Source organism: Kitasatospora sp. NPDC059577 (assembly GCF_042735475.1).
Lineage (GTDB): Bacteria > Actinomycetota > Actinomycetes > Streptomycetales > Streptomycetaceae > Kitasatospora.
This window is the reverse complement of record NZ_JBHWBZ010000152.1, coordinates 1-1,250: the sequence shown is the minus strand read 5'-3', so window position 1 is coordinate 1,250 and position 1,250 is coordinate 1. Positions and strand designations below refer to the sequence as shown.

At 68.5% G+C, this 1,250-nt stretch carries 1 protein-coding gene; it reads right to left on the bottom strand.

The window, feature by feature from the left end:
- Window positions 1-142: 142 nt before the first annotated feature.
- Window positions 143-817: a hypothetical protein gene (locus tag ACFV0O_RS41500; RefSeq protein ID WP_380350282.1), complete on the bottom strand. Its 675-nt coding sequence runs from the start codon at window positions 815-817 to the stop codon at window positions 143-145.
- Window positions 818-1,250 lie beyond the last annotated feature (433 nt).

Sequence of the window (1,250 nt, the reverse complement as noted above, 5' to 3'; positions counted from 1 at the left end):
CCTCTTCACCACTGACAAGACCCACCAGCCGCACGGCAGCAGTGGATGCGGACAGACATGCGAAAGGCCCTGCAGCTACTGGGCTGCAGGGCCTTCACGGTCGATTCGGCTCAGCCGGCGACGCGGTCGTCCTGGGGGCGGGTCACGAGTTCGGCTCTTCCTCGGGCTTGGGCTTCCTGTTCGGATGCCTGGTGCGGTGGGGTCCGGCGATGGTACGGGTGTCGGCGTAGTGCCAGATGTCCGCGCGCCGATAGCGCCGACGCATACGGCCGCTGGGCAGCTCCTCCTCTTGGACTGGCTGAGGCCAGTTCCTCGGAGGGTTCTTGGGGTAGTGGGTGATGCTGCTGGGCTCCACACCGAGAATGCGCGCGGCCTGGGACAGCGTGACAAGGTCATTGGGGCTACCGGAACGGTCGACGTCCAGTTCCCTGCGCTGGGACCGCCGACGGTAGTCGGCGTACCAGGCGTCCCATTCGCCGACGTCCCAGTACGTCGTCTGCTGCACGGTCTTGACCGGCGCGGGGTGACCGTTCTCCTCGCGCAGTGACCACATCCGGCTGAGGGTCACCAGGGCCAAACCGTGCCGGGCTGCCAGCTCGGCACGGGACTCCAGGTCTTGGGTGTCGTGTCGCCTCTGGTACCAGGAATCCCACTCCTCACGGTCCCAGACCAGCTCGCGGCCGACTGTTCCAACGGCCTCGGGGTGGCCGGTCACGCTGCGGTCGCGGTGCCACTTCTCCAGGGGGGACAGCGTCATGCCGTACCTGTCCATCAGGGCTCGCCGGGTGTAGACCTCGCGTCCGTTTAGCGTCGTCACAGTGCTCCTGGTTACTCAATCCTGGGGCACTCCCGGGGTACCAGTGGTGCCTACTATGGTCGCGTCGTCCTCTGGACGGGCTGAAGGGCCCCTCCTGCCGGAGGACGCATCGGGCGGCCTGCGCTCTGCCAAGTTCCGCAGGCCGCCCACCTCCGACACGGAAGCCATTCGACATGGCTAATTCTGCCTGATTTCTTTGGCGGCTTCCACGGCGCGATGTTCTGCTGGTCGACCGCCGGCGCCATCGGCGCCGGCTCTTGCGGAGCCGGTGAGGAACGAACCGGCTCCGCCCCGCCCACGCAGTGGGCGGACGATACAGCCGTCCCCGCAGGGGACGGCCGCTGCAGCACGGCGCCGGGGGGGGGGGGGGTGTGGGGGGGGGTCTGGGGGACGGAACCACGACCACGCGCGCGAGCGACCGCGAGCCCACCCA